Origin of the sequence: Streptomyces sp. NRRL F-5727, from assembly GCF_000719555.1 — a bacterium.
In the GTDB taxonomy this organism is placed as follows: Bacteria; Actinomycetota; Actinomycetes; order Streptomycetales; family Streptomycetaceae; genus Streptomyces.
In genome coordinates this window covers 12,069-37,635 of the sequence record NZ_JOGX01000035.1, presented here as the reverse complement: position 1 = coordinate 37,635, position 25,567 = coordinate 12,069, and the positions used below count along the sequence as shown (strand labels likewise).

The window sequence follows — 25,567 nt, the reverse complement described above, 5'->3', positions numbered from 1 at the left end:
TCGACGGGCGCGAACCCCTTGCCCTCGCGCATCCGAATATCGATACTCCCCGTAACGAATTCCCGGCGGCACCGTCGTTCGTCACCGGTGCCACCGTCGTCACCGCGGAGGTATTCCATGGCCACGCCCGCAACCACCCCCCAGCCCGTCCTCGACAAGCCCCTGCTGCACTACGGGCGGCGCGTACTGGAGCGCACGGCTCCGGGCCTGCCCCCCGCCGAGTACCGGCTCCTCCACGTCGCCCCGCTCACCCCGCACATCGGCGCCGAGATCAGCGGGGCGGACCTCACGGGGCGGATCGGCGAGGAGCTCGCCGCCGAACTCCGCCAGGCCCTGCTGGAGTGGAAGGTGATCTTCTTCCGCGACCAGCGGGACTTCACCCCCGAGCACCACCTCGCCCTCGCCGGCGTCTGGGGCGCGCCCGAGGCGAACCCCTTCTTCCCCCGGAGCGAGACCGTCGGCGTCTCCCGGCTGGCCAAGGACGCGACGGCCGTCGGCCAGGAGAACATCTGGCACAGCGACCACTCCTTCATGGCCGCCCCCGCCCAGGGATCCGTCCTGCGCGCGGTCGAAGTGCCCCCGGCCGGCGGCGACACGATGTGGGCGGACATGGGCGCCGCGTACGACAACCTCTCCGAGGAGACGAAGGCCCGGATCGAGGGCCTCACCGCCGTCCACGACTGGGTGCCCAGCTGGGGCTCCGTCATGACCGAGGAGCAGATCGCCCGCTTCCGGCAGTCCCTGCCGCCCGTGGAACACCCCGTCGTCGTCCGCCACCCGCGGACCGGCCGCAAGCTCCTCTACGTCAACGAGCCCTTCACCACGCACATCGTCGGCCTGTCGGAGGAGGAGAACCGCGAACTGCTCGACGCGCTCGTGCTCCAGGCCCGCATCCCCGAGTACCAGGTGCGGTTCCGCTGGCAGCCCGACTCGATCGCGATCTGGGACAACATCGCCGTCCAGCACTACGCGATCAGCGACTACTACCCGCAGCGCCGGGTGATGGAGCGCATCGCCGTCGCCGGCGTGCCGCTCTCCTGACCGGCGGAGCGACCTCCCGGCGAGAACCGGCCGCACGTCCGGCACCGGCCGGGCGTGCGGCGCTCCGAGCGGGTCCACCCGCCGCCCCTCTCACTCCCCCTGACTCCCCCCGACTCCCCCGTCGCTCCCTCCCCTCCCCCCCTGCGCGGCACCCGCACGTCCGCCTGCGCCGTCCCTCTTCCCCGGAGGTTCCCGTGACCGCCGCCGACACCTCGGCCGTACCACCGCTCGCACGGCCCACGCAGGCAGACCGCACCCCCGGCGTCCGCGCCTGGGTCGTCACCGGCATGCTCGTGGTCTTCATGATGATCAACTTCGCCGACAAGGCGGTGTTCGGTCTCGCGGCCGACGAGATCCGGGCCGATCTGGGTCTGTCCGCGACCGACTTCGGGCTGGCGAACAGCGCGTTCTTCCTGCTGTTCTCGGTGGCCGCCGTCGTGGTGGGCCTGCTGGCCGACCGGGTGTCCGCGAAGTGGCTGCTGCTGGCCATGGCGCTGCTCTGGTCGGTGGCCCAGGTGCCCGCCGCGCTCGGCGGCGGACTCGCCGTCCTGATCGGTACCCGGATCGTGCTCGGCGCCGCCGAGGGACCCGCCTTCCCGGTCGCCCAGCAGGCCGCGCTGGCCTGGTTCCCCAACGACCGGCGCAATCTGCCCGGCGCCCTGGTCACCCTCGGCGTCACGCTGGGCGTGATCACCGCCGCCCCGGGGCTGACCTGGGTCATCCAGAACCACGGCTGGCGCTCCGCCCTCTGGGTGGTCGCGGGCGTGGGCCTGGTGTGGGCCGTGGTCTGGTACGTCGTCGGCGCGGACGGCCGGTTCCGCGAGAGCGACGGCGGCAAGGCCGCGTCCACCGGGTCCCGGGCCTGGCCCGCGTACCGGCGCGTGTTCGGCAGCCGTACGTGGATCGGCACCACCGCCGCGTACTTCGCCAGCTACTGGTGCGTCGCCCTCATGCTGGTCTGGCTGCCGTCCTACCTGAAGAACGCCCTCGGCCACTCCTCCGCGACCGCCGGCACCCTGGTGGCGGCGCCCTGGGCGCTCGGCGCCGTGGCGCTGCTCGGCCAGGCCGCGCTGACCGGGTGGCTGATGCGCCGCGGCGTGGGCAGCCGCTGGGCGCGCGGCCGCGTCGGCGCGGGTCTGCTGTTCGTCGGCGCGCTGTGCTTCCTCGCCGTCCCCCTGGCCGACGGCTCCGGAGCGAAGACGGCGCTGCTCGTCGCCGGCTGCGGCCTCGGCGGCTCCTTCGCGACCGTCGCGGTCACCACCGTCGCCGAACTCGCCCCGGCCGCACGGCGAGGCGGCGCCCTCGGCACGATGAACGCCGTGGTGACCACCGCGGGCCTGATCGCCCCGACCCTCATGGGCCGCATGGTCGACGCCCAGGGCACCGCCGGCTACCAGAACGCCGTCGTGGCGTCCGCCGTCCTGCTCCTGCTCGGCGCGGTCGCCGCCTTCACCCTGATCGACCCGGCGCGCGACGCGGCCCGCGCCGGCGCCGCCTGACCCCGCCCCGTCCCGTACCGCTGTCGCCCCCCCGTGCCCGCCCGCCGCCCGGCGTCCCCCGTGCCCGTCCGCCGTCCGCCGTCCGCCGTTCAAGGAGCCCCACCATGACCTCACCCACCCTCGACACCGAGGCGCTGGACCGCGCCGTCGCCGACCTGCGGGAGAACGCCGGCACCTGGACGGCCACGCCGCTCGCCGAGCGCGTCGAGCTCCTCGAACGGCTGCTGCCGCGGATAGCCGACGGGGCCGAGGACATGGTCGCGGCGTGCGCCCGCGCCAAGGGCTACGCCCCCGACTCCCCCTGGGCCGCGGAGGACTGGGCGGGCGCGCCGTGGGCGCTGGCCCAGACCACGAGCGCCTATCTGCGGGTGCTGCGCCGGATCGCGGCCGGCCGGGAGCCGCTCGGCGCCCGCGCCGTACGGGAGCGGAACGGCCGGACGGTCGTCGACGTCTTCCCCGCCACCGGCTGGGACGGCCTGCTGCTCAACGGGTTCACCGCGCGTGTGTGGACCCGGCCCGGCACCACGGCGGCCGGGGTGCGCGACCGCGCGGCCCGCGCGTACCGCGGCCGGCCCGCGGAGCCCGGCGTGGCCCTGGTCCTGGGCGCCGGCAACGTCGCGGCCATCACCGCCCTCGACATCCTGCACAAGCTGTACGTCGACGGGCAGGTCGTCCTCGCGAAGATGAACCCGGTCAACGCCTACCTCCGCCCCCGTTTCGAGCGGGTCTTCGGCGAGTTCGTCCTGCGGGGCTGGCTGCGCTTCGTCGACGGCGGCGCGGCGGAGGGCGCCCACCTCGCCGCGCACGAAGGCGTGGACAGCATCCACGTCACGGGCAGCGAACGCACGCACGACGCCATCGTGTGGGGCACCGACGAGAGGGCCGAGGAGCGCCGCCGCGCGGACACCCCGCTGAACACGAAACCGTTCAGCAGCGAACTCGGCGGCGTCAGCCCCTGCGTCGTCGTGCCCGGCCCGTGGAGCGACGCGGACTTCCGCTTCCAGGCCGAGCACATCGTCACCAGCAAGATGAACAACTCCGGCCACAACTGCGTGGCCAGCCAGATCCTGGTGCTGCCGCGCGGCTGGGACGGCACCGAACGGCTGCTGGCTGAGATCCGGCGGGTCCTGCGCGCGCTGCCCGCCCGCACCGACTACTACCCGGGCGCGGACCGGCGCCTGGCCGCCGTGCGGACCGCGCACCCCGAGGCCGAGGTCCACGGGGAGGGCGACGGCCGGCTCCTGGTCCCCGACATCTCCGGCGTCCCCGACGTCTCCGGCACCGCCGACAGCTCCGGCGCCCCCGGTCTCCCCGGCGTCCCCGACAGCTCCGACAGCTCCGACAGCTCCGGCAGCTCCGGCGTCTCCGGCGCGGACGACCTGGACATGCTGCTGACCGACGAGGTCTTCGGCAGCGCGCTGGGCGTCGTGCGCCTCTCCGGCGACACCCCCGACGCCTTCCTCCGGGAGGCCGTCGCCTTCGCCAACCGCCACCTCCCCGGCACCCTCGGTGCGACCCTCCTCGTCCACCCGAGGACGGAGAAGGACCACCGCACCTCGGTCGAGGCGGCCGTCGCGGACCTGCGCTACGGCACGATCGGCGTCAACTGCTGGTCCGCGATCGGCTTCCTCCTCGGCTACACCCCCTGGGGCGCCCACCCCGGTCACACCCGCCGGTCCATCGGCAGCGGCGTCGGCTTCGTCCACAACGCCTTCATGCTCGCCGAGGAGGACATCGAGAAGACCGTGCTGCGCGCCCCCTTCGCCCCCGCCCCCCGCGGCCTCTTCACCGGCTCGCCGTCACTGTCCCCGCGCCCGCCGTACTTCGTCACCCACCGCACCGGCGTGACCACCCTCCGGCGGGTCACCCGCTTCACCGCGGCCCCGGGCCTCGCGAAGCTGCCGGGCGTCCTCGCCTCCGCACTGCGCGGCTGACCTCCGCCGGCCGCCCCGGCCCCCTCTCCCCTCTCCCTTCCCCCGGTCCACCCCTCAGAAGGACACCGTCATGAACCTCTCCGACCTCCTCGGCCGCAGCGCGGCGGAGCACGGCCCGAGCGTCGCCGTCGAACTCGGCGCCACCTCGCTGACCTACGCGGCACTCGACGAACTCGCGGGCCGCACGGCCGCGCTGCTCGCCGCGCGTGGCGTCGCGCCCGGCGACCGGATCGGCCTCATGCTGCCCAACCTCCTGGAGTTCCCGGTCCTCTTCTACGGCGCGCTGCGCGCGGGCGCCGTCGTCGTCCCGATGAACCCGCTCCTCAAGGCACGCGAGATCGCCCACTACCTCAGGGACTCGGGCGCGGTGCTGGTGTTCGCCCACGAGTCCCTCGCCGAGGAGGTGCACGCGGGCCGCGCCGCCGCGGACTCGCGGGCCGCGCTGGTGCCGATCGGCGCCGACTCCCTGGCCGGGCTGCTCGCCGACCACCCCGAGCCCGTGACCGCCTCGGTCGGCGCGGGCGAGGACACCGCCGTCATCCTGTACACCTCCGGCACCACCGGCCTCCCCAAGGGCGCCGAACTCACCCACACCAACCTCGGCCGCAACTCCGAGATCGCCGCCCGGTCGCTGTTCCGCCTCACGGCGGCGGACAACGTGCTGGGCTGTCTGCCGCTGTTCCACACCTTCGGCCTCGTGGTGGCGATGAACACCGCGGTCACCGTCGGCGCCCGCCTCACCCTGCTGCCCCGCTTCGATCCCGTCCTCGCGCTGCGGACCGTCGAGGAGCGCCGGGTCACCGTGTTCGCGGGCGTGCCGACCATGTACGCGGCGCTGCTCGGCGCGCACGCCCAGGAGCCCGGCGCGTACGACGTCTCCACCCTGCGGCTGTGCGTCTCCGGCGGCGCCTCGCTGCCCGTCGAGGTCCTGCACGGCTTCGAGAAGGCGTTCGACTGCCTGCTCCTGGAGGGCTTCGGCATGTCCGAGACCTCACCCGTCGCCTCCTTCAACCACCCGGACCGCCCGCGCAAGGCCGGGACGGTCGGCACACCGATCGAGGGCGTCGAGCTGCGGCTGGCGGACGTCGTCGACGGGGTCGGCGAACTGTGCGTGCGCGGACACAACGTCATGAAGGGGTACTGGGGGCGCCCGGAGGCGACCGCCGAGACGGTGCGGGACGGCTGGCTGTACACGGGCGACCTGGCCCGCGTCGACGAGGACGGCTACTACTCCGTCGTCGACCGCAAGAAGGACCTCGTGATCCGCGGCGGTTACAACGTCTACCCCCGGGAGATCGAGGAGGTCCTGTACGAGCACCCCGCCGTCGCCGAGGCCGCCGTGATCGGACTGCCCGACGACGCGCTCGGCGAGGAGGTGGCCGCAGCGGTCGCCCTGCGTCCCGGCGCCGAGGCGACCCCGGAGGAGCTGCGCGAGTTCGTGCGCGGCCAGGTCGCCGCGTACAAGTACCCCCGGGTGGTGTGGCTGGTGGACACCCTTCCCAAGGGCGCGACGGGCAAGATCCTCAAGCGGGAGGTCGCGGCCACCCGCCCCTGACCGCCGGCCGGCCCGGTCGCCGGACACCGCCGACGGCGGCGACGGCGACGGCGACGGCGAGGACGGCGACGGCGACGGCGGCGACGGCGGCGACGGCGACGGCGAGGACGGCCCGGCGGCGGAACCGCCAGCGACGGTGAGCGTGCTGGATTCCGAACGCGCGGGCGGGCATGCTGACGGCGGACCGGGCGTCGGGGAGTCGACCAGCTCGGCCGGGCCCGCTCCCGGTGCGGGGTCGGCCGGGGCGGGAACCGCCTGTGTCCTGGCGAAGTCGTTTCGCCCGTCCGCTCCGGTCACCCGCGGACGCGCTCGTGGCCCTGGTGGTCGTCATCGTGGCGATGACGGTCATCGACGTCCTGCTGGCCGTGCGGGTGCACGCCGGGCCGTCGCCGGACGCCGGGCGGGCCGAGAGCGTCACGCGCGACGTCGGCAGGCTGTTCTCCGTCGTCCACGAGAGCGAGGAGGGCCGGCACCTGCTCGGCTCGGCGGCCGGGACCGCGCCGGTGCCGGAGGTCCATGCCGACCGGGCCCTCGTGCTCGGGGACGCGATCACCCGGGAGACCGCGGCCCTGGGCCTGGTCTCCGAGGGCACCGCCCTGCACTCCGCCCTCGCCACCTGGGTCGTCAACCCCGCGGCCGGCATCCAGCCCCTCCTGACGACGACGGACCGCCTCGCCGCCGCCCTCGACGCCCGCAAGGCGCGGGCCCGGCACGCGGCCGAGACCGCGCAGAACACGCTCTTCGCGCTTCACTGCGTCTTCGTCGCCGCCCTGTTCGTCCTGCTGGGCGGTCTGGTCTGGACGCTGTGGCGCAGGATCGTCCGCCCGCTCGCCGACCTGGAGGCCCGCCTCGGCAGCACGGCCTCCGACACGGCCGCGCTCTCCCCGCCCACCACCCGGGGCTGGGTCGGCGGCGTGTGGAGCGAGGCCGAACGCACCCTCCTCCTGCTCAAGCAGTCCCGCCACCGCGCCACCCAGGCCGACCGGGCCCTGCGCACCGACGCCGCGACCTCCCTCGGCCTGCGGCGGATCCTGACCGCCCAGCACTCCCCCGGCCCCGGCGTGGCCGCGCACGGCGAGCTGATGGCGGCGGAGGGCCTGATCGCGGGCGACTTCTTCGACACCCTCACCCTGTCCGACGGCACGACCGCCCTCGTCCAGGGCGACATCGCCGGCCACGGCGTCGACGCCGGCCTGCTCGCCGTCCAGACCAAGAGCGCCGTCCTGTCCGCACTCCGCCTCAGCCTCGACCCGAGGACCGCCGCCGCGGCCGCCTGGTCCATGCTCTCCACGGAGGACGAACGCTTCACCACCCTGGTCATCGCCGTGCTCGACCCCGGTCGGGGGCGCCTGCGCTGGCTCAACGCCGGACACGAGTTCGCCCGCGTGCGCCGGGCCGACGGAACGGTCGAGGAGCTCTCCCCGACCGGACCGGTCATCGGATCCTTCGTCACGGCCCCCGAAGGCACCTGGGAGGTCGTCACGACCCCCCTGTCCCCGGGCGACCTCGTCCTGCTCGCCACCGACGGCCTCACCGAGGCCCGCGACGCCGACGGCTCCATGCTCGGCGAACAGGCGGTCACCGCCCTCCTCGCCGGCGCCGGACCGGACCCGCGCAAGACCGTCCGACGGCTCCACGCCGCCGCCCAGCGACACGGAACCGACTGGGAACGCGACGACGTCACCGTCCTCGCCGCCACCCTCACCGCCCCCTGAATCCGCCGCGAAGCCAGGACAGCCGGCAGCTAGCCTGCTCTCATCTCACCAGGGAGGTACCTGTGAAGATGTTGATCAACGTACCCGAGACCGTCGTCGCCGATGCCCTGCGGGGGCTCGCCGCCGCGCACCCCGAGCTGACCGTGGACGTGGAGCGGCGGGTGGTGGTCCGGAGGGACGCGCCGGTGGCGGGGAAGGTGGCGCTGGTGTCGGGGGGCGGCTCGGGGCACGAGCCGCTGCACGCCGGGTTCGTGGGGCCGGGGATGCTGGACGCGGCCTGTCCCGGGGAGGTGTTCACCTCGCCCGTGCCGGATCAGATGGTGCGGGCCGCGGCCGCCGTGGACAGCGGTGCGGGGGTGTTGTTCGTGGTGAAGAACTACACCGGGGACGTGCTGAACTTCGAGATGGCCGCCGAACTCGCCGAGGACGAGGGCATCCAGGTGGCCAAGGTCCTCGTCGACGACGACGTCGCGGTGACCGACAGCCTGTACACCGCGGGGCGGCGCGGCACCGGGGCCACGCTCTTCGTGGAGAAGCTGGCCGGGGCGGCGGCCGACGAGGGCGCGCCGCTGGAGCGGGTGGAGTCGCTGGCCCGGCGGGTGGTCGCGCGGTCGCGGTCGTTCGGGGTCGCGCTGAGCGCCTGCAGCACGCCCGCGAAGGGCGGTCCGACCTTCGATCTGCCGCCCGGGGAGCTGGAGCTGGGCGTCGGCATCCACGGCGAGCCGGGGCGGGAGCGGCGCGGGATGATGACCGCGCGGGAGATCGCCGAGGTCGCCGTCGACGCCGTCCTGGACGACCTGCGGCCGTCGGATCCGGTGCTGCTGCTGGTGAACGGGATGGGCGGGACGCCGCTCCTGGAGCTGTACGGGTTCAACGCGGAGGTGCGGCGGGTGCTGGAGGCGCGCCGGGTGCCGGTGGCGCGGACGCTGGTCGGGAACTACGTGACCTCCCTCGACATGGCCGGCTGCTCGGTGACGGTGTGCGCGGCGGACGAGGAGCTGCTGCGGCTGTGGGACGCGCCGGTGGCGACCGCCGCGCTGCGCTGGGGCCGGTGAGCGGGCGATGACGGAGACGACGTACGGGACCGGGGTCGTGGTGGCGTGGATGGCGGCGGTCGCGGCCGCGGTGGAACGGGAGGCCGGGCGGCTCACCGACCTGGACGCGGCGATCGGCGACGCGGACCACGGCGCCAACCTCAGGCGCGGCTTCGCCGCCGTGGCCGGGACGCTGGCGAAGGAGCCGCCCGCGACGCCGGGCGCGGTCCTGGTGACCGCCGGGCGGGAGCTGATCTCCACGGTGGGCGGCGCCTCCGGGCCGCTGTACGGGACGCTGCTGCGGCGCGCGGGCAAGGCGCTCGGCGACGCCGGGGAGGTCACCCGGGACGACCTCGCGGACGCGCTGGCGGCCGGGGTCGCCGCGGTCGGGCAGCTCGGCGGGGCCGTGCCGGGCGACAAGACGATGCTGGACGCGCTGACTCCGGCTGTGGCGGCCCTGCGCGAGTCCTTCGCGGCGGCGCGCGCCGCCGCGGAGGAGGGCGCGGTGGCGACCGTCCCGCTGCGGGCCCGCAAGGGCCGGGCCAGCTATCTCGGCGAGCGGTCGGTCGGGCACCAGGATCCGGGGGCGACGTCCTCGGCGCTGCTGTTCGCGGCGCTGGCGGAGGTGACGGACGGATGAGCGGGGACCGGGTGGGGATCGTGCTGGTCTCGCACAGCGCGGCCGTCGCGGCGGCGGTGGCGGAGCTGGCCCGGGGGCTGGCCGGCGGCGGGGACCTGGCGCCGGTCGCGGCGGCCGGCGGCACCCCGGACGGGGGCCTCGGCACGAGCGCGGCGCTGATCGCCGCGGCGGCGGAGGACGTCGACGCGGGGGCCGGGGTGGCCGTCCTGGTCGACCTGGGCAGCGCGGTCCTCACGGTGAAGGCCCTCCTCGCGGAGGGCGACGAACTCCCGGCGGGGACACGGCTGGTGGACGCCCCCTTCGTGGAGGGCGCGGTGGCCGCGCTGGTGACGGCGAGCGCGGGCGGCGACCTCGACGCGGTGGCGGCCGCGGCCTCGGAGGCGTACGCCTACCGCAAGGTCTGACGGGTGCCGATGGGGGCGCCTCCGGCCGGGTTCCACGCCGCCGGGGGCGCCCCCGGTCGTCCGAGCAGCAGCAACGCACTTGGACACGTCCACGCTAGTGCGGGGGTCTGACAACGGGTCCGTGCGGGGAACTCCGCAGCGCACGTGACCGACCCCGCATTGTGATGAAGCAGGTCAACGCACTAAGGTCACAGCGCCTTGGTGTTCGGGAAACCGGTGCAGTACCGGTGCGGCCCTCGCCACTGTGATCGGGAGGTCCGGCTCCATCCCCCAGGGGAAGCCACTGCGCCGCCGCGGGAGACCGTCGCGGGGTGGGAAGGCGGAGTCGGGCGTCACTACCGTCAGCCAGGAGACCGGCCAGGGCGCGTTGTCCATCCACGAGGTGCTGGAGAGGGTCTCCCGATCATGCATATCGCCGAGGGGTATCTGCCCCCCGTCCACGCGGCCGCCTGGGGCGTCGCATCGGCTCCGTTCGTCGTCCACGGCGTCCGCGCGCTCACCCGCGAGGTGCGCGCCAACCCCGAGTCCACCCTGCTGCTCGGCGCCTCCGGCGCCTTCACGTTCGTCCTGTCCGCTCTCAAACTGCCTTCGGTGACCGGGAGTTGCTCCCATCCGACGGGTACGGGGCTCGGCGCGATCCTGTTCCGGCCGCCGATCATGGCGGTGCTCGGCACCATCACCCTGCTCTTCCAGGCGCTGCTGCTCGCCCACGGCGGACTGACCACGCTGGGGGCGAACGCCTTCTCGATGGCGATCGTCGGACCCTGGGCGGGGTACGGGACGTACCTGCTGTTCCGGCGGTTCGGGGCGCCGCTGATGGTGGGCGTCTTCTTCGGCGCGTTCGTGGCCGACCTGTCGACGTACTGCGTGACCAGCGTCCAGCTGGCCCTCGCCTTCCCCGACCCGGGCAGCGGCGTGGCGGGGTCGCTCGCCAAGTTCGGCGGGATCTTCGCGGTGACGCAGCTTCCGCTCGCCGTCAGCGAGGGGCTGCTGACCGTCCTGGTGATGCGGCTGCTCACGCAGTCCAGCAAGGGAGACCTGCTGCGGCTGGGCGTGCTCGCCCGGCCGGAGCCCAAGCGCGAGGAGGCGGCGGCGTGATGAGCCGGAACGCGAAGATCAACACCCTGCTGCTCGCGCTGGTGGCGGCGCTGGCGGTGCTGCCGCTGGCGCTCGGTCTCGGCGACCACAAGGAGGAGCCGTTCACCGGCGCCGACGCGGAGGCGGAGACGGCGATCACGGAGATCGAGCCGGACTACGAGCCGTGGTTCAGCCCGCTGTACGAGCCGCCGTCCGGCGAGATCGAGTCGGCGCTGTTCTCGCTCCAGGCGGCGCTGGGCGCCGGCGTGCTCGCGTACTACTTCGGGCTGCGGCGCGGCCGGCGGCAGGGCGAGCAGCGGGCCGCGGTCCGTGCGGAGGCCGGGCCGTCCGACCCGGGCGCGGACGCGTAGCCGGCGATGCTGCCCATCGACGCGGCGGCGCACAGCAGTCGCTGGCGCCGCCGCCATCCCGCGGAGAAGGCCGTCCTCGGGTTCGGTCTGACCCTGTGCGCGGTGTGTCTGCCGCCGTGGCCGGGCGCGCCTCTGGTCGCGGCGGCCACCCTCGCCGTGCTGCTCGGTCCGGCCGGCGTGCCGGGCCGGCAGCTGTGGCGGGCCTTCCGGATCCCGCTCGGCTTCTGCGTCACGGGCGCCGTGCCGCTGCTGTTCGCGGTGGGCGGGCCCGGGGGCGCGGTGGCCTGGGCCCCGGACGGTCCGGTGCACGCCGGGGAGCTGCTGCTGCGGACGGCCTCGGCCTCGCTGGGGGTGCTGCTGTTCGCCTTCACCACGCCGGTGTCGGACGTGCTGCCGCGTCTGGTGCGGGCCGGGGTGCCGGCGCCGGTGGTCGACGTGGCCCTGGTGATGTACCGGATCGTCTTCCTGCTCCTGGACGCGCAGGCGAAGGTGCGGCAGGCGCAGGCGGCGCGGCTCGGGGCGACCACCCGGGCGGCCGTCTGGCGGTCGCTGGCCGGGCTCGGCGCGACCTCGTTCGTGCGCGCCTTCGACCGGGCACAGCGGCTCCAGACCGGGCTGGCCGGGCGCGGTTACGACGGCACGCTGCGGGTCCTGCTGCCCGGGGCGGCGGTCTCCCGGCCGTTCCTCGCGGCGACGGGCGGCCTCCTGGCGGGGCTCGTCGCCCTCACCCTCGTACTGGAAAGGTTCCTGCCATGACGACACCCACCCCGGTCGTGGAGTTGGTGTGCGCGGGTTTCGCGTACGAGGACGGGCCGGCCGTCCTCTCGGGCGTCTCCTTCGCCGTGCGCGAGGGGCGGGCGGTCGCGCTGCTCGGGCGCAACGGAGGCGGGAAGACGACGCTGCTGCGGCTGCTGAGCGGCGGGCTGCGGCCCGGGGAGGGGACGCTGCTGCTGGACGGCGAGGAGGTGGCGTACGACCGGAAGGGGCTGACCCGGCTGCGGACCTCGGTGCAGCTGGTGGTGCAGGACCCGGACGACCAGCTCTTCGCCGCCTCGGTGGCGCAGGACGTGTCGTTCGGGCCGATGAACCTGGGGCTGCCGGAGGAGGAGGTACGGCTCCGGGTCGCGGAGGCGCTGGAGGCGCTGGACATCACGGCGCTCGCGGACCGGCCGACGCATCTGCTGTCCTACGGGCAGCGGAAGCGGGCGGCGATCGCGGGCGCGGTCGCGATGCGCCCCCGCGTCCTGATCATGGACGAGCCGACGGCGGGTCTCGACCCGCACGGGCAGGAACGGCTCCTGGAGACCCTGGAGCGGCTGCGGGCGGCGGGCACGACGGTGGTCATGGCCACGCACGACGTCGACCTGGCGCTGCGGTGGGCGGACGAGGCCGCGGTCCTCTCCCCCGCCGGGCTGCGCACCGGCCCGGCCGCCGACCTGCTGGCCGAGGACGCGCTCCTGGACGCGGCGCGGCTGCGGCGCCCCTGGGCGGTGTCGGTCGGCCGCCTGCTCCGCACCCAGGGCCTCCTACCGGAGGGCACCCCGGCCCCCCGAACGGCGGAGGACCTGGACCTCCTGCTGGACCGGGTGGGCTGAGCGTCGGCCGGGGGCGGGCCCGGGCGACCCGGCGCGGAGCCACGCGCCCGCACCGGGCGCCGCCGTCGGTCGCGGCGGCCGGCGCGAGCACACCGCGCCCCGCCCCGGCCACGTTCTACCGAGTAGTAACCATCACACCCCGATCCTTCTGCAACTAGTTGCACAAGCCGCCTCGCGTCGCCTACAACAGGATTCGACGATCCCTGCGCGAGGAGGCGCCCCGTGACCGCCACGACCCCGTACCCGCATCTGCTCAGCCCGCTCGACCTCGGCTTCACCACCCTGCCCAACCGGGTGATCATGGGCTCGATGCACGTCGGCCTGGAGGAGACCGAGCACGGCTTCGAGCGGATGGCCGCCTTCTACGCCGAACGGGCCCGCGGCGGTGTCGGCCTGATCGTCACCGGCGGCATCGCGCCCAACGAGGCCGGCCGGCCGTGGGACGGGGGCGCCAAGCTGACCACCGCCGAGGAGGTCGCCGAGCACCGGCTGATCACCGGGGCGGTGCACGCCGAGGGCGGCCGGATCGCGATGCAGATCCTGCACTTCGGGCGGTACGCCTACCACCCCGCCCTGGTCGCGCCGAGCGCGATCCAGGCGCCGATCAGCCCCTTCGTGCCGAACGAGCTGACCGACGCCGAGGTCGAGCGGACCGTCGAGGACTACGCCCGGTGCGCCGAGCTCGCCAAGGAGGCCGGCTACGACGGCGTCGAGGTCATGGGCTCCGAGGGCTACCTCATCAACGAGTTCATCGCCGCCGCCACCAACCAGCGCACCGACCGCTGGGGCGGCTCCTACGAGAACCGGGTCCGCTTCCCGCTGGAGATCGTGCGCCGGATCCGCGAGCGGGTCGGCACCGACTTCATCGTGGTCTACCGGCTCTCCATGCTGGACCTCGTCCCCGGCGGCTCCACCCTGGAGGAGGTCGTCCGGCTCGCGAAGGAGATCGAGGCCGCGGGCGCGACCATCATCAACACCGGCATCGGCTGGCACGAGGCCCGCATCCCCACCATCGCCACCTCCGTGCCGCGCGGCGCCTACACCTGGGTGACGAAGAAGCTGATGGGCGCGGTGAGCATCCCGCTCGTCACCTCCAACCGCATCAACACCCCCGAGGTCGCCGAGGAGATCCTCGCCGACGGGCGCGCCGACCTCGTCTCGCTGGCCCGGCCCTTCCTCGCCGACCCGGCCTTCGTGAACAAGGCGTCCGCCGGCCGCGCCGAGACCATCAACACCTGCATCGGCTGCAACCAGGCGTGCCTCGACCACACCTTCAACCTCAAGATCACCTCCTGCCTGGTCAACCCGCGCGCCTGCCACGAGACCGAGCTGGTCCTCTCCCCCACCCGGCTCGCCAAGCGGATCGCCGTCGTCGGCGCCGGACCGGCCGGCCTCGCCTGCGCCGTGTCGGCCGCCGAACGCGGCCACTCCGTCACCCTCTTCGACGCCGCCGCCGAGATCGGCGGCCAGCTGAACGTCGCCAAGCGGGTCCCCGGCAAGGAGGAGTTCGACGAGACCCTGCGCTACTTCCGCGTCCAGCTCGCCGAACACGGCATCGACGTCCGCCTCGGCACCCACGTCACCGCCGCCGACCTCGACGGCTACGAGGAGGTCGTCGTCGCCACCGGCGTCACCCCGCGCAGCCCCGGCATCGAGGGCGAGGACCACCCGAGCGTCGTCAGCTACCTCGACGTGCTCCGCGACGGCGCGCCGGTCGGCGAGCGGGTCGCGATCATCGGCGCCGGCGGCATCGGCTTCGACGTCGCCGAGTTCCTGACCGACGGCGGCGAGGGCGCGAGCCAGGACCCCGAGACGTACTTCCGCCAGTGGGGCGTCGACACCTCCTACGAGAACCGGGGCGGACTGCGCAAGCCCGAGCGGAACGCGCCGCCGCGCCAGGTGCACCTGCTCCAGCGCAAGACCACCAAGGTCGGCGCCGGGCTCGGCAAGACCACCGGCTGGATCCACCGCACCGAGCTCAAGCACCGCGGCGTCGCCATGGTCGCGGGCGTCAGCTACGACCGGATCGACGACGAGGGCCTGCACCTCACCGTCGACGGCGAGCGGCAGCTGCTCCCGGTGGACACCGTCGTCCTCTGCTCCGGCCAGGAGCCGCAGCGGAGCCTGTACGAGGAGCTGGTCGCCGCCGGCCGCACGGCGCACCTGATCGGCGGCGCGGACGTCGCCGCCGAGCTGGACGCCAAGCGGGCGATCGACCAGGGCACCCGGCTCGCCGCCACCCTGTGACGCCGGCCCCGCCCGTACGGCGCGCGGCCCGAACCTAGGATGCGAGCATGTCCCTCCCGCACGCGATCCTCACCGCGCTGCTCGAGAAGCCGTCCTCCGGCCTCGAACTGACGCGCCGCTTCGACAGGTCGATCGGCTACTTCTGGTCCGCCACGCACCAGCAGATCTACCGGGAACTGGGGCGGCTGGAGGAGGCCGGGCAGATCCGCGCCCTGCCCTCCCCCGTCCCGGTGCGCGGGCAGCGCAAGGAGTACGAAGTGCTGCCCGCCGGGCGGGAGTTCCTGCGGGAGTGGGTCGGAGCGGCCGAGGACCCGAAGCCGCTGCGGTCCGCGCTGCTGCTGCGGATGCGGGCCGCGGCCGTGGTCGGCTCGGCGGGGCTGCGCGCCGAGCTGGAGCGCCATCTCGCCCTGCACCGGGCCCAGCTCGACGAGTACCACCTCATCGAGGAACGGGACTTCCCGGCCGAGCGGCGCGCCGGCGAACCCGACCGGCTGCGCCATCTGGTGCTGCGCGGCGGCATCGACCTGGAGCGGTTCTGGGTGGAGTGGCTGACGGCCGCGCTGGAGGAGCTGGGGCAGGAGGAGCCGGGGCCGGAGGACTGACCTGCGGCCCGCCGCCGCACCCGAGGCGCGCGCCCGTTCGCGCCCTTCCGCCCCCGGCGCGCGCCGGTACGCCTCCCCTCCGACGGTGGATACTGGTCGGTACCGTTTCATGTCCACGAAGGGAAAGGGCGGGTATGGCCGACGAGTTGGGGCGCCGCGGGACACGTCACGCGGTGGTCATCGGGGGAAGTCTCGCCGGACTGCTGGCGGCGCGGGTCCTCGCGGAGCACGCGGAGCGGGTCACGGTCGTCGAGCGCGACCGGCTGCCGGAGGGGCCGGACGCCCGGCCCGGAGTGCCGCAGGGGCGGCATCTGCACGTACTCATCGCGGGCGGCCAGCAGGCCCTCGACGAACTGCTGCCCGGCTTCATGGACGAGCTGCGGGAGCTGGGCGCGCCCAGGGTCGGCATGCCCTCCGACATGGTGCAGTGGCAGGCCGGCCAGTGGTTCACCCGGCTGCCCGCCTCGGCGCACTTCTACAGCGGCCCGCGGCCCCAGCTGGAGTGGCTGGTGCGGCAGCGGGTGCTCGCCGATCCGCGGATCGAACTCGTCGAGGGCACCGAGACGGTGGGCCTGACCGGCACCGCCGCGCGGGTGACCGGCGTGCGGCTGCGGGAGCGCGGCGCGGGCACCGGGCGGGAGCCCCGTACCCTCGCCGCCGATCTGGTGGTGGACGCGTCCGGGCGGTCGACGAAGGCGGCCGACTGGCTGGCCGCGATCGGCGCGGAGGCGCCGCACGAGGAGACCCTCGACACCGGACTCGCCTACGGCTCGCGGGTCTACCGGGCGACGGAGGCGGTGCCGGACACCGACGCGCTCGGCTACTACATCGTGCCGGGCCCCCGGCAGCCGTACGGCGGGGTGATCGTCCCGCTCGGGGACGGGCGGCACATGGTCACCATGTCGGGGCTGCGCGGGGACGAACCGCCCACCGACGAGGGGGCGTTCGAGGAGTACGCGAAGCGGCTGCCGCATCCGGTGTTCAGCGAGTGGCTGGCGGGCGCGGAGCCGGCCGGTTCGGTGCACGGCTTCCGGCAGACCGCCAACGTCCGCCGCCGGTACGACCGTCCGGGCCGCCGTCCGGCCGGCTTCCTGGCCACCGGCGACGCGCTGTGCTCGTTCAACCCGATCTACGGGCAGGGCATGGCGGTCGCGGCGCTCGCCGCGGTCGCGCTGCGCCGGGCGCTGTCCGACACCCGGCGGACGCCGACCACCCGGCGGGTGCAGCGGGCGCTGCTCGACGCGTCCCGGCAGGCGTGGGACATCTCGGCGGGCGCGGACAAGAAGATGCCGGGCGCGACGGGCGACGCGGCCCGGTCGAAGCCGGCGGACCGGGTGACCGGCTGGTACCTGGCCCGGGTGCAGGAGCGCGCGGCGGGCGACGCCGTGGTCGGGGTGCCGTTCCGCGCGGTGCTGACCCTGACGGCGCCGCTCACCAGCCTGTTCGCCCCGGCCGTGGTGCGGGCGGCGCTGTTCTCGCCGGTCCCGGAGACCCCGGCGGGGCCGCCCCTGCGGGTCGGGGACTGACGGCGGTCGACGGCGGGCCCGGGGGTCAGACGCCCGGGGCCGCCGTCACCATGCCGGCCGCGATGCCGGCGCCGAGGCTCGCGTAGTCGTCGGCGTTCTGGCCGGCGTAGGCGAGGGCGAAGTCGGCGACCGCGCGGTCGAAGACGTCGGAGGAGCCGAGGTAGGCGGCGATGGCGATGCGGTCGCCGGAGCGGGCGTGGGCGCGGGCCAGGGTCCGGCCGCACAGCCGGGCGTAGCCCCGCAGCGTCGACGGGGACATCGTCTCGACCTCGGCCGAGCCCTTCATGTCGCGCAACTGGCGCCAGTAGAAGTGGCGTTGCTCGGGGCCGGTCATCCAGCCGAGGAAGATGTCGCTGGCGGCCTGGGTGAGCCGCTGGCCGCAGACGACCCGCCGGCCCTGGTGGGGGTAGGCACTGGGCGGCAGATAGGCCTCCAGGACCGAGCGGCCGGCCTCCTTGATCTGGAGGATGAGCGGGTCGCCGGCGTCGCGGCCCTCGAGGAGGACGACGAAGCAGCGGGTGCCGACGCTGCCGACGCCGACCACCTTGCGGGCGGCGTCGCGGAAGGTGTAGCGGTCGAGGAGGAGCCGGCGCTCCTCGGAGAGCGAGCTGCGGTAGTCGCTGAAGATCTTGCCGATCGTGACCCGGTCCAGGTCGGCGACGCGTTCCAGGAGCGGCGGGTCGTCGGCGATGCGGCGGCCGCCGTCGCCGTCCGGGACGGTGAGCTTCTCCAGGGCCTGGAGGCTGGTGCGGCGGCGGGCCTTGGCGAGGTTCCGGGTGAGCCGCTCGCGCTCGCGGGGGCGGGCGAGGGCGGTGATCTCGTCGGCGTCGATCCGCTCGTACCAGACGGCCAGCTCCCCGAGGCCGGCGAGGCGGCGCATGGTGGTGCGGTACGACTCGGCGGCGACGAGCGCGGCGCGGTGGGCCTTGGAGCGGGGGCTGCCGTTCTGGAGGGCGGCGACGGTGACGCTGGCGGCGAGCCGCTTGACGTCCCACTCGAAGGGGCCGGGCAGGGTCTCGTCAAAGTCGTTGACGTCGAAGAGGAGCGTCCGTTCGGGTGAGGCGTAGACGCCGAAGTTGAGCAGGTGGGCGTCGCCGCAGAGCTGCACGGTGAGTCCGGTGTTGCGGGTGGCGGCGAGGTCGGCCGCCATGACGGCGGCGGCGCCGCGCAGGAACGCGAAGGGGGAGGCGGCCATCCGTCCGTACCGCACGGGGGCGAGGTCGGGCAGGCGGTCGGCGGCCTGCTTCTCCAGGACGGTGAGCGGGTCGGGGCGCTGGGAGCTCGGTATCCAGCGCCCGTGGGAGGAGCGCGGGACCCGCTTGCGGGCCGCGCGGCCGCGTCGGGCGTGCTCAGCGGGCGTCGTCATCCGGCCTCACCCCTGTTCCACCACCGGCAGCCGCCGGTCCTGTCGCCTGGTCCCCATTACAGGGTGCGCCGCGGGTTTCGGCCACTCTGCACGGTCGCCCTAGCAAAATGGTTTAGACCAATGATAGGAATTGATCACCCATACGGCCCGCGCTGTCACGCTGAGCGAAGAAGGGGTTGATCATGGCCGCACCCGACGTCGTACCCGATGTCGCATCCGACGCCGTATCCGACGCCTCGTCCCACGCCTTGTCCCACGTCTCGTCCCACGTCTCGCCCCACGTCTCGTCCCCCACCGCGTCTCCCGTCGGCGCCCCCGAAGGGGAGGTCCCGCGCTATCTGCGGGTCGCCGCCGCCCTGCGGGACGACCTCGTCCGCCGCGCCCTGGCCCCCGGCGGCCGGCTCCCCTCGGAGCGCTCCCTGGCGCAGCGGTACCACGTGAACCGGCAGACCGTCCGCAGCGCGCTCCAACTGCTGCGCGAGGAACGGCTGGTGGTCACCGACCGGCGGGGCACCTTCGCCGCGGACGGCCCGGCGGGCGGGCCACTCCCGCCGCCCGGGCCGCCGGCGGCGCCGCCCGCGGCGCGGCCGGTCTTCCCGGGCGGCCCGCGCGCGGCGGAGGCCCTGGTGCGGGCCTCGCTCGGCTGGGAGGCCCCGCCGGCGGCGCTGGCCGCGCGGCTGCACCTCACGCCGGGCGAGCCGACGCTGGTCCACCGGCACCGCGTGCTGGCCCCGCACGGCCGCGAGCTCCAGCGCGCGGTGTCCTGGTTCTCCCGGCCCGCGCTCGACGAGATCCCGCAGCTGGCCCGCTACCGGCGGACCCTCTCCCGCGTCAACCAGCCGGACCTGCGCCTCCTCTACCACTGGATGCACCAGGCCGGCCTGCGGGCCACCCACCGGGAGTCGGTGCGGGTCCCGGCCGGCGCCGCGGGGTCGGCGGCCGGCGGCGCGGCCCGGCTGAGCGTCCACCGGGTGGTGAGCGACCAGCACGGGCACGTCCTGGAGGTCACGGACATCGACTTCTCGGCCCAGGAGGCCGCCTGGACGTACGAGTACAGCCTCTGACCGGCCGGACCGGCCGGGGTCAGACGAGCCCGTCCGCGATCTCCGCCTCCTCGCGGGCGCTGCCGCCGTACGCGGTCGGCGTGCCGTACGAGCGGCGGGCGGCGTACCACCAGACCGTCGCCAGGAGCAGGACGGCGGCGAGGGCGATCACCGCGTAGTTCATGGTGTCGACGGTCACCGGACTCTTCTGGGGCAGGCAGAAGAGGACGGTCACCACCGCGACCCAGACGACCGCGGTCCAGCCGACCGGCCGGCTCCAGCGGCCGAGGCTCCACGGGCCGGGCGTGAAGGCGCGCCCGGCCCGCAGCCGCAGCAGGATCGGGATGGCGTAGGCGGGGGTGATGCCGATGACGTTGATCGCGGTGACCGCGCCGTAGGCGGTCGCCGAGTACAGCGAGGGCAGGGCGAGCACGGCGGCGGCGCCGACGGAGAGCCAGACGGCCGGCACCGGGGTCCGGGTGCGGCGGCTGACCTTGCGCCAGGTCGCCGAGGCCGGCAGGGCGTTGTCGCGGCTGAAGGCGAACACCATCCGGCTGGCGGCGGCCACCTCGGCGTTGCCGCAGAAGAGCTGGGCGACGATGACGACGAGGAGCAGGGCGGTGGCGCCGCCGGTGCCGAGCGCGTCGAGCAGGATCTGCGCGGGCGGGACGCCGGTCTCGCTGCCGACGGTGCCGGCGTAGTCCTGGATGGCGAAGGTGAGTCCGGCGAGGAGGGCGAAGCCGGCGATCCAGGAGACCCAGATGGCGCGGACGATGCCCTTGGCCGCCGTGACGGAGGCGTTGGCGGTCTCCTCGGAGAGGTGGGCGGAGGCGTCGTAGCCGGAGAAGGTGTACTGGGCGAGGAGCAGTCCGACCGCGGCGACGTAGAACGGGTTGGCCCAGCCGGTGTCGTTGACGAACTCGGTGAAGACGAAGGAGGCCGGCTGGTGGTGGTCGGGGACGATCGCGAGGGCGCCGACGATCACGGCGACGCCGGCCAGGTGCCACCAGACGCTGATCGAGTTGAGCACGCTGACCAGGCGGACGCCGAAGAGGTTGAGGCCGGCGTGGAGCAGCAGGATCGCCAGGAAGATCAGGAAGGTGGAGCCGGGGGTGGGGTCGAAGCCCCACTGGAGGTTGAGGAAGGCGCCGGTGAAGAGGGCGGCGCCGTAGTCGATGCCGGCGATGGCGCCGAGCAGACCGAGCAGGTTGAGCCAGCCGGTGTACCAGCCCCAGCGGCGGCCGCCGAGCCGGTCGGCCATGTAGTAGAGCGCCCCGGAGGTGGGGTAGGCGCTGGTGACCTCGGCGAGGGCGAGGCCGACGCAGAGGACGAAGAGGCCGACGACCACCCAGCCCCAGAGCATGACGGCGGGCCCTCCGGTGCCGAGCCCGAAGCCGTACAGGGTCATGCAGCCGGAGAGGACGGAGATGACCGAGAAGCTGATGGCGAAGTTGCCGAAGCCGCCCATCCGGCGGGCGAGCACCGGCTGGTAGCCCAGCTCGCGCAGCCGGGCCTCCTCGTCCGGTAAGGCGGCCACGGGCGGCGTGGGCGGCGCGTCCGTGGGGGCGGTGCGGGGCATCGGGGGACCTCCGGGCGGGGGGACGGACAGGACGGAGCGGTACGGGAGCGCGCTCAGCCGCCGAGGCAGCGGGCGCGGGCGCGCAGGAAGACCTCCTCGGCGAGGGCGCGGTCGTCCGGGCGCGGGGTGCGGTGGGCCCAGGGCGCGGGCGTGTAGTACGGGCCGAGCGCCTCGAAGACGCGCGCCGCGTCGCTGAAGCGCAGGGCGCCGAAGAGGGCGTGCGCCAGATGGTTGAGGTCCAGCTGGGACGCCTCCGGCAGGGCGCAGAAGAGGAACCAGGCGTCCATCGCCCGCCGGGCCTCGCGCACCGCGTCCTCGGCGACCCAGTGCAGGTCGAGGGCGTGTTCGTGGCCCCGGTCGCGCCGGTAGCGCTCGACCCGCACATAGAGCGGCAGGGCGTGCAGGGCGGAGCCGCGGGGCGCCGATGAGGCCGCCCACTGGGCGTAGTTGACCGCCTCGGAGAGCGGTCCCTCGCGGCGGGCGCAGACGAACTGGAGCATGCGGTGGTACGCCTCGCGGTTGTACGGGTCGCGCTTCTCGGCCTCGGCGAGCAGCCCCCAGGGGCCGGGCGGCAGCATCGGCGCGGGCGGCGGGACGCGGTGCTCGGCGATGTGCCGGCGGGCGTCGAGCGCGGCGAGGGCGAGGAAGCCGATCCAGGGCACCGGGTCGGCGGGGGCACGGTCGGCGGCCTCCCGGCAGGCGGTCCACGCCTCCTGCCAGAGCAGGCGGGTCTGGGCGTGCCCGGCGCGATGGGCGCGGACGGCGCGCTCGACGGCGACGCGGCCGTGCATCACGGCGGCGGCCGCGCTCGCGGGCTGTTCGGCGCGCCAGGCGTGGACGACGTCGGTGCCGGCGGCGACGGTCGCGAGGATCTGGGTGCGGCGGGTCCAGCCGTCCCAGCGGCCGGCACCTGCGGCGTACGCGGTGTCGGCGGTGTCCTCGAGCAGGCGCGCCATCTCGCCCCAGCGGCCGGTGCGCAGGTCCTGGAGCGCGTGCCGCAGGGCGTGGTCGTGGCCCGCCGGGTGGAAGACGGGCCGGAAGGCGTGGCCGGGCATCAGCGGGCGGAGCGGCCGGGCGGCGTGGGCCTGGCGGTGGGCGTGGTCATCGGTCCTCGGTCGGGCGCGGTCGGTCGGCGCCCGCGGTCCGTCGGCGAGCGGCGCTCACTATAGGCGCGACCGAAGGTGATCGTCCGGATCATTTTCGTGATCGCAACTATCAGGCCACTGACAGCTTTTGAGCTACCGTCAGGTAGTCATCGCCTACCTGACAGGTTCACCGGACGGAGCTTGACTGACGGCCGTCGGCCCGCGAGCCTGACCCCTTTCCGTGACCGGGCGATCACCCGGGGCGGTGGACTCCAGGACGGGAGCAGGTTCATGACGGGCGGTCCGGTACTCGCCGTCGACCAGGGCACCTCCGGCACCAAGGCGCTCGTCCTGTGCCCCCGGCGCGGGGTGCTGGGCAGCGGCACGGCGCCGGTCACACCCCGCCCGCTGCCGGGCGGGCGGGTCGAGGTGGACCCCGGCGAGCTGTACGGTTCCGTGGTCGCGGCAGGCCGCGCGGCCCTCGCCGACGCGGGCGTCCCGGTGGTCGCCGTGGGCCTCGCCAACCAGGGCGAGACGGTGCTCGCCTGGGACCCGGCCACCGGCGAACCGCTCACGGACGCCCTGGTCTGGCAGGACCGCAGAGCGGCCGGGATCTGCACCGAACTCGCCCCGCACACGGACACCTTGACGGAACTGACCGGCCTGCCCGTCGACCCGTACTTCGCCGCCCCGAAGATGGCCTGGATCCGCCGCCACGCGACCGGCGCCGGGGTGGTGACCACGAGCGACGCCTGGCTGGTGCACCGGCTGACGGGCGCCTTCGTCACCGACGCGGCCACCGCCGGCCGCACCGGACTCCTCGACCCGGCCGCCGTCTCCTGGTCCGCGGCCGCGCTCGACCTCTACGGGCTCGGCGGCGAGCGGCTGCCCCGGATCGTCGACTGCGACGAACCCGCCGGCACCACCACGGCGTTCGGCCCACGGCTGCCGCTCACCGGGCTCGTCGTGGACCAGCAGGCCGCCCTCCTCGCGCAGAGCGCCACCGCGCCGGCCGCCGCCAAGTGCACCTACGGCACCGGGGCGTTCCTCCTCGCCCGCACCGGACCGCTGCCCCGCCGCACCACGACCGGCCTCGTCGGCTGCGTGGCCTGGCGGCTGCGGGGCCGTACCGAACACTGCCTCGACGGGCAGGTGTACACGGTCGCGTCCGCCGTCCGCTGGCTCACCGACCTCGGCGTCGTCGGCGGCGCCGGGGACCTCGACGCCGTCGGCGGCTCGGTGCCCGACAGCGGCGGCGTCGCCTTCGTGCCCGCCCTCGCCGGACTCGCCGCCCCCTGGTGGCGCGGCGACGCCCGCGGCACCCTCACCGGCCTGGGACTCGACACCGGCCGCGGACACCTGGTGCGGGCCCTGGTCGAGGGCATCGCCGCCCAGGTGGTCGAACTCGCCGGAGCCGCGGCCATCGACCGGGGCGCACCCCTGGAGTCGCTGCGCGCCGACGGCGGCCTGACCCGCTCCGCGCTCCTGATGCAGACCCAGGCGGACCTGCTCCAGCTGCCGGTGGAGGTCGCCGCGCTGCCCGACGCGACGGCGCTCGGCGTCGGCGCGATGGCCCGCCTCGGCCACGACCCGTCGCTCGCCGTGCCGGAGGCCGTACCGCCCTGGAAGCCGTCCGCCGTCTACGAGCCCGCGATCTCCGCGGACGAGGCGGCCGAGCGGCTGGGCCGCTTCCGGACGGAGGTGACGGCCCTGCTCGACCGCCCCTCGGCGGCCGGCGGCGACGCCCTCCGGGAGACGGCATGACCACGGCCCGGCGGCGCGGGGCGGTCGGCCGTCGCGGGCCGTCGCCCGAGGGCGGCACGGTCAGCCGACGGGGGCCGCTGCCCGGTGGGGCGGACGCGGCGTACGACGTCGTGGTCGTGGGGGCCGGGGTGGTGGGGTGCGCGATCGCCCGTGCGCTCGCCCGGTATCCGCTGCGGGTCGCGCTCGTCGAGGCGGCGGACGACGTCGGCGAGGGCACGTCCAAGGCCAACACGGCGATCCTCCACACCGGTTTCGACGCCGCCCCCGACACCCTGGAGGCGGGACTCGTCCGCGCGGGCCACCGGCTGCTCTCCGGCTACGCCGCCGAGGCCGGCATCCCCGTCGAACCGGTCGGCGCGCTCCTCGTCGCCTGGGACGAGGAGCAGCGGGCCGCGCTCCCGGGGCTCGCCGCCAAGGCGGCCCGCAACGGCCACCACGCCACCCGGATCGTCGGCGCGGCCGAACTCCGCCACCGCGAGCCCCACCTGGGCCCCGGCGCGCTCGCCGCGCTGGCCGTGCCGGGCGAGTCGCTGATCTGCCCCTGGACCACCACCCTCGCCTACGCCACCCAGGCGGTCCTCTCCGGCGCCGACCTCCTCCTCGGCTGCCGGGTGACGGACGTCGTCGCCGGCCCGGGAGCACCCCACCGGCTGACGACCACCCGCGGCCCGCTCACCGCCCGCTTCCTGGTCAACGCCTGCGGACTGGACGCGGACCGGTTCGACGCGCTGCTCGGCGTGCGGGACTTCACCGTCACGCCCCGCCGCGGCCAGCTGCTCGTGTACGACAAGGCCGCCCGCGACCTCGTGCGGCACATCCTGCTGCCCGTCCCCGGCCCGCTCGGCAAGGGCGTCCTCGTCGCGCCCACCGTGTACGGGAACGTCCTGCTCGGCCCGACCGCCGAGGACCTCGACGACCGCGCGGCCACCGGCACCACCGCCGAAGGACTCGCCGGGCTGCGGGACCTGGGCGCGCGGATCGTGCCCGCGCTCGTGGCGGAGGAGGTGACGGCCGCGTACGCCGGACTGCGGGCCGCGACCGGCCGGGAGGACTACCGGTGCGGCGCCCGGCCGGCCCTGCGGTACGTCACGGTCGGCGGGATCCGCTCCACCGGCCTGTCGGCCTCCCTCGCCCTCGCCGAGCACGTCCTCGGCCTGCTCGCCGAGTGCGGCCTGCGGACCGGCCCGGAAGGGCCGCTGGCCCCGGTGCGGATGCCCCACCTCGGCGAGGCGTTCCCCCGCCCCTACCGGGACGCCGGCGCCGTCGCCCGCGACCCCGCCTTCGGGACGGTCGTCTGCCACTGCGAGCACGTCACCCGGGGCGAGGTGCGGGCCGCGCTCACGTCCGTCGTCCCGCCGACCGGTCTGGACGGGCTGCGCCGCCGCACCCGCGCCGGGGCCGGCCGCTGCCAGGGCGGCCACTGCCGGCCGGCCCTGCGCGCCCTGTTCGAGGAGTACGGGAAGGGGGCCGGGGCCCGGTGAACCGACGGC

General features: G+C 75.2%; 22 protein-coding genes and 1 riboswitch. Of the genes, 18 read left to right on the top strand and 4 right to left on the bottom strand.

Annotated elements, in window-relative coordinates; all coding sequences use genetic code 11:
* Window positions 1-117: 117 nt before the first annotated feature.
* The 4 genes from IF73_RS0122920 to IF73_RS0122905 all read left to right on the top strand — a co-directional run bounded on the left by IF73_RS0122920 (window position 118) and on the right by IF73_RS0122905 (window position 6,029).
* On the top strand, window positions 118-1,041 hold the full coding sequence (locus tag IF73_RS0122920; protein ID WP_031011100.1) for a TauD/TfdA dioxygenase family protein: 924 nt from the start codon (window positions 118-120) through the stop codon (window positions 1,039-1,041).
* Window positions 1,042-1,235: 194 nt separating this feature from the next.
* A complete protein-coding gene (locus IF73_RS0122915; RefSeq protein WP_031011098.1) occupies window positions 1,236-2,540 on the top strand; it encodes an MFS transporter in 1,305 nt (434 codons plus the stop codon).
* Between the two features lie 104 nt (window positions 2,541-2,644).
* Window positions 2,645-4,474 (top strand): aldehyde dehydrogenase family protein, encoded by a 1,830-nt coding sequence (locus IF73_RS0122910; RefSeq protein ID WP_031011097.1) that lies wholly within the window; start codon window positions 2,645-2,647, stop codon window positions 4,472-4,474.
* 70 nt (window positions 4,475-4,544) lie between these two features.
* Entirely contained in the window at window positions 4,545-6,029 is a 1,485-nt protein-coding gene (locus IF73_RS0122905) for a long-chain-fatty-acid--CoA ligase (protein WP_031011096.1), read from the top strand.
* On the opposite strand, the gene IF73_RS41570 is transcribed toward IF73_RS0122905, so the two are convergent.
* On the bottom strand, window positions 5,998-6,201 hold the full coding sequence (locus IF73_RS41570; protein WP_031011093.1) for a hypothetical protein: 204 nt from the start codon (window positions 6,199-6,201) through the stop codon (window positions 5,998-6,000). The genes IF73_RS0122905 and IF73_RS41570 overlap by 32 nt on opposite strands.
* Before the next feature lie 139 nt (window positions 6,202-6,340).
* Between IF73_RS41570 and IF73_RS0122895 the strand changes: the two genes are divergently transcribed.
* The 11 genes from IF73_RS0122895 (at window position 6,341) to IF73_RS0122845 (ending at window position 17,240) form a co-directional block, all read left to right on the top strand.
* Window positions 6,341-7,744 carry a PP2C family protein-serine/threonine phosphatase gene (locus IF73_RS0122895; RefSeq protein ID WP_031011092.1) on the top strand — a complete coding sequence of 468 codons (1,404 nt, stop codon included), beginning with the start codon at window positions 6,341-6,343 and terminating at the stop codon, window positions 7,742-7,744.
* Between the two features lie 68 nt (window positions 7,745-7,812).
* Window positions 7,813-8,799 (top strand): dihydroxyacetone kinase subunit DhaK, encoded by a 987-nt coding sequence (gene dhaK / locus IF73_RS0122890; protein ID WP_051717177.1) that lies wholly within the window; start codon window positions 7,813-7,815, stop codon window positions 8,797-8,799.
* Between the two features lie 7 nt (window positions 8,800-8,806).
* Window positions 8,807-9,418 carry a dihydroxyacetone kinase subunit DhaL gene (gene dhaL, locus IF73_RS0122885; RefSeq protein WP_031011087.1) on the top strand — a complete coding sequence of 204 codons (612 nt, stop codon included), beginning with the start codon at window positions 8,807-8,809 and terminating at the stop codon, window positions 9,416-9,418.
* The gene (locus IF73_RS0122880) at window positions 9,415-9,822 is read left to right on the top strand and encodes a PTS-dependent dihydroxyacetone kinase phosphotransferase subunit DhaM (RefSeq protein WP_031011085.1); all 408 of its coding nucleotides are present in this window, start codon (window positions 9,415-9,417) and stop codon (window positions 9,820-9,822) included. Before dhaL ends, IF73_RS0122880 begins: the two co-directional genes overlap by 4 nt.
* A 154-nt stretch (window positions 9,823-9,976) precedes the next feature.
* A riboswitch (cobalamin riboswitch) is annotated at window positions 9,977-10,199 on the top strand.
* Window positions 10,200-10,227: 28 nt separating this feature from the next.
* A complete protein-coding gene (locus tag IF73_RS0122875) occupies window positions 10,228-10,920 on the top strand; it encodes an energy-coupling factor ABC transporter permease (RefSeq protein ID WP_031011083.1) in 693 nt (230 codons plus the stop codon).
* On the top strand, window positions 10,920-11,270 hold the full coding sequence (locus IF73_RS0122870; RefSeq protein ID WP_031011082.1) for an energy-coupling factor ABC transporter substrate-binding protein: 351 nt from the start codon (window positions 10,920-10,922) through the stop codon (window positions 11,268-11,270). The genes IF73_RS0122875 and IF73_RS0122870 overlap by 1 nt, the downstream gene beginning before the upstream one ends.
* Window positions 11,271-11,276: 6 nt before the next feature.
* On the top strand, window positions 11,277-12,026 hold the full coding sequence (gene cbiQ, locus IF73_RS0122865) for a cobalt ECF transporter T component CbiQ (protein ID WP_031011079.1): 750 nt from the start codon (window positions 11,277-11,279) through the stop codon (window positions 12,024-12,026).
* A complete protein-coding gene (locus IF73_RS0122860) occupies window positions 12,023-12,865 on the top strand; it encodes an energy-coupling factor ABC transporter ATP-binding protein (protein ID WP_031011076.1) in 843 nt (280 codons plus the stop codon). The genes cbiQ and IF73_RS0122860 overlap by 4 nt, the downstream gene beginning before the upstream one ends.
* Before the next feature lie 222 nt (window positions 12,866-13,087).
* Window positions 13,088-15,112, top strand: a complete 2,025-nt coding sequence (locus IF73_RS0122855) for an NADPH-dependent 2,4-dienoyl-CoA reductase (RefSeq protein ID WP_031011074.1) — start codon at window positions 13,088-13,090, stop codon at window positions 15,110-15,112.
* Window positions 15,113-15,159: 47 nt separating this feature from the next.
* The gene (locus IF73_RS0122850; protein ID WP_031011072.1) at window positions 15,160-15,714 is read left to right on the top strand and encodes a PadR family transcriptional regulator; all 555 of its coding nucleotides are present in this window, start codon (window positions 15,160-15,162) and stop codon (window positions 15,712-15,714) included.
* 134 nt (window positions 15,715-15,848) lie between these two features.
* Entirely contained in the window at window positions 15,849-17,240 is a 1,392-nt protein-coding gene (locus IF73_RS0122845) for an FAD-dependent oxidoreductase (protein WP_031011069.1), read from the top strand.
* A gap of 25 nt (window positions 17,241-17,265) precedes the next feature.
* On the opposite strand, the gene IF73_RS0122840 is transcribed toward IF73_RS0122845, so the two are convergent.
* Window positions 17,266-18,606: a DUF2252 domain-containing protein gene (locus tag IF73_RS0122840; RefSeq protein ID WP_031011068.1), complete on the bottom strand. Its 1,341-nt coding sequence runs from the start codon at window positions 18,604-18,606 to the stop codon at window positions 17,266-17,268.
* A gap of 182 nt (window positions 18,607-18,788) precedes the next feature.
* On the opposite strand from IF73_RS0122840, the gene IF73_RS0122835 reads away from it, so the two are divergent.
* Complete coding sequence (locus IF73_RS0122835; protein ID WP_158822111.1) at window positions 18,789-19,670, top strand: winged helix-turn-helix domain-containing protein; 882 nt, start codon at window positions 18,789-18,791, stop codon at window positions 19,668-19,670.
* 19 nt (window positions 19,671-19,689) lie between these two features.
* On the opposite strand, the gene IF73_RS0122830 is transcribed toward IF73_RS0122835, so the two are convergent.
* Window positions 19,690-21,228 (bottom strand): amino acid permease, encoded by a 1,539-nt coding sequence (locus IF73_RS0122830; protein ID WP_031011066.1) that lies wholly within the window; start codon window positions 21,226-21,228, stop codon window positions 19,690-19,692.
* A gap of 53 nt (window positions 21,229-21,281) precedes the next feature.
* The gene (locus IF73_RS0122825) at window positions 21,282-22,283 is read right to left on the bottom strand and encodes a hypothetical protein (protein WP_031011064.1); all 1,002 of its coding nucleotides are present in this window, start codon (window positions 22,281-22,283) and stop codon (window positions 21,282-21,284) included.
* Between the two features lie 321 nt (window positions 22,284-22,604).
* Here IF73_RS0122825 and IF73_RS0122820 point away from each other — a divergent pair, with 321 nt between their 5' ends.
* Window positions 22,605-24,077, top strand: a complete 1,473-nt coding sequence (locus IF73_RS0122820; RefSeq protein ID WP_031011062.1) for an FGGY family carbohydrate kinase — start codon at window positions 22,605-22,607, stop codon at window positions 24,075-24,077.
* On the top strand, window positions 24,074-25,558 hold the full coding sequence (locus IF73_RS0122815) for an FAD-dependent oxidoreductase (RefSeq protein ID WP_051717170.1): 1,485 nt from the start codon (window positions 24,074-24,076) through the stop codon (window positions 25,556-25,558). Before IF73_RS0122820 ends, IF73_RS0122815 begins: the two co-directional genes overlap by 4 nt.
* The last annotated feature ends 9 nt before the right edge of the window (window positions 25,559-25,567 follow it).

Coding starts and splice junctions, on each gene's coding strand:
- IF73_RS0122920 (WP_031011100.1), top strand. CDS start 118: ATGGCCACGCCCGCAACCACCCCCCAGCCCGTCCTCGACAAGCCCCTG.
- IF73_RS0122910 (WP_031011097.1), top strand. CDS start 2,645: ATGACCTCACCCACCCTCGACACCGAGGCGCTGGACCGCGCCGTCGCC.
- IF73_RS0122905 (WP_031011096.1), top strand. CDS start 4,545: ATGAACCTCTCCGACCTCCTCGGCCGCAGCGCGGCGGAGCACGGCCCG.
- IF73_RS41570 (WP_031011093.1), bottom strand. CDS start 6,201: ATGCCCGCCCGCGCGTTCGGAATCCAGCACGCTCACCGTCGCTGGCGG.
- dhaK (WP_051717177.1), top strand. CDS start 7,813: ATGTTGATCAACGTACCCGAGACCGTCGTCGCCGATGCCCTGCGGGGG.
- dhaL (WP_031011087.1), top strand. CDS start 8,807: ATGACGGAGACGACGTACGGGACCGGGGTCGTGGTGGCGTGGATGGCG.
- IF73_RS0122880 (WP_031011085.1), top strand. CDS start 9,415: ATGAGCGGGGACCGGGTGGGGATCGTGCTGGTCTCGCACAGCGCGGCC.
- IF73_RS0122875 (WP_031011083.1), top strand. CDS start 10,228: ATGCATATCGCCGAGGGGTATCTGCCCCCCGTCCACGCGGCCGCCTGG.
- IF73_RS0122870 (WP_031011082.1), top strand. CDS start 10,920: ATGAGCCGGAACGCGAAGATCAACACCCTGCTGCTCGCGCTGGTGGCG.
- cbiQ (WP_031011079.1), top strand. CDS start 11,277: ATGCTGCCCATCGACGCGGCGGCGCACAGCAGTCGCTGGCGCCGCCGC.
- IF73_RS0122860 (WP_031011076.1), top strand. CDS start 12,023: ATGACGACACCCACCCCGGTCGTGGAGTTGGTGTGCGCGGGTTTCGCG.
- IF73_RS0122850 (WP_031011072.1), top strand. CDS start 15,160: ATGTCCCTCCCGCACGCGATCCTCACCGCGCTGCTCGAGAAGCCGTCC.
- IF73_RS0122845 (WP_031011069.1), top strand. CDS start 15,849: ATGGCCGACGAGTTGGGGCGCCGCGGGACACGTCACGCGGTGGTCATC.
- IF73_RS0122840 (WP_031011068.1), bottom strand. CDS start 18,606: ATGACGACGCCCGCTGAGCACGCCCGACGCGGCCGCGCGGCCCGCAAG.
- IF73_RS0122835 (WP_158822111.1), top strand. CDS start 18,789: ATGGCCGCACCCGACGTCGTACCCGATGTCGCATCCGACGCCGTATCC.
- IF73_RS0122830 (WP_031011066.1), bottom strand. CDS start 21,228: ATGCCCCGCACCGCCCCCACGGACGCGCCGCCCACGCCGCCCGTGGCC.
- IF73_RS0122825 (WP_031011064.1), bottom strand. CDS start 22,283: ATGCCCGGCCACGCCTTCCGGCCCGTCTTCCACCCGGCGGGCCACGAC.
- IF73_RS0122820 (WP_031011062.1), top strand. CDS start 22,605: ATGACGGGCGGTCCGGTACTCGCCGTCGACCAGGGCACCTCCGGCACC.
- IF73_RS0122815 (WP_051717170.1), top strand. CDS start 24,074: ATGACCACGGCCCGGCGGCGCGGGGCGGTCGGCCGTCGCGGGCCGTCG.